Origin of the sequence: Streptomyces sp. NPDC052101 (assembly GCF_040680235.1) — a bacterium.
Classification (GTDB): Bacteria; Actinomycetota; Actinomycetes; order Streptomycetales; family Streptomycetaceae; genus Streptomyces.
The window spans coordinates 1-1,079 of record NZ_JBFAWH010000164.1 but is presented as its reverse complement, the minus strand read 5'-3'; the positions used below and the strand labels follow the sequence as shown (position 1 = coordinate 1,079).

Genomic DNA, 1,079 nt, shown 5'->3' with positions numbered 1-1,079 from the left:
GGTCAGAGGTCGTTCGTGGGCGGGTCGGCTCAGCCGATCGGCGTGAGCTTCACGGGGCGGGCCGCCCCGGCGTCCGCCGCCGCGCCCTCGGCCGAGGTGAGGCCAGAGCCGGAGGTGGGGGCCGGCGTCGTGCCCTTGCCGCGGTGGTTGAGGATGAAGAGCTTGGCCGCCAGGCCGGTGCCCAGCACCATGAACACGAGGGCGGTCCAGCCCTGGAAGCTGAAGGTCGCGGTGTTCACCATCGCGTTGCCGATGGTGCAGCCGCCGGCCCACGCCGCGCCCCAGCCCATGCCGAGGCCGCCGATGATCGAGCGGACGGTGGTCTGCGCGTCGGGAACGCGGACGCGGAACTCGCCGGAGGCCTTCGCGGCGATGAACGAGCCGATCAGCAGGCCCGTCACCATCAGCACGCCCCAGTCCACGAGCTCGAGTTCGCCCGTGCCGATGAACGCGCCGATGTTCGCGGACGGGCCGGTGATGCCCAGGCCGGACTCGCGGCCGGTCGCCCAGGAGAGCGGCCACGCGAGGATCGCCAGCACGCCGATGATCGCGGCGGTGACGAACGGGTGCCACGCCTTCTCGGTGAGCACGTGCGCGAGGCCGGTCTTGGCGGCGGGCAGGCGGAAGCGGGTCATGGCCGCCTCGCGGCGCAGGTGATGACGCACGGCCAGGCCGACGCCGGCCACGAGCAGCGCCACGAACACCCACGGGGACAGCCCCGTGAGCTGCTGGAACGAACCCGTCTGCGTCTCGACGGAGCGGACGGCCTCGGTGGTGCCGGCCAGCGGGCCCTTGCGGAACGCGGTGGCGCCCACGATGTAGAAGATCAGCGCGAACCACGAGCCCACGAGGCCCTCGCCCGCGCGGTAGTACGTGCCGGTGGCACAGCCGCCCGCGAGCACGATCGAGAAGCCGAAGATCAGGCCGCCGATGATCGTGCCGAGCCACGGGAACGTCTCCGCCTCCAGGGTGATCACGCCGAGCGCGTCGAGGGCGAACACGCCCACCGACTGGACGGCCACGACACCTTCACCGCGCCGTGCCGCTCCGGGTCGTAGCGGTGGGCGAGCGTGTGCAGG

The 1,079-nt window shown here is 72.7% G+C and carries 1 protein-coding gene; it reads right to left on the bottom strand.

Features of this window, described 5'->3' with window-relative positions:
• Positions 1 to 29 precede the first annotated feature (29 nt).
• Entirely contained in the window at positions 30 to 1,022 is a 993-nt protein-coding gene (locus tag AB0L75_RS44515) for a YeeE/YedE family protein (protein WP_365191980.1), read from the bottom strand.
• Between the last annotated feature and the right edge of the window lie 57 nt (positions 1,023 to 1,079).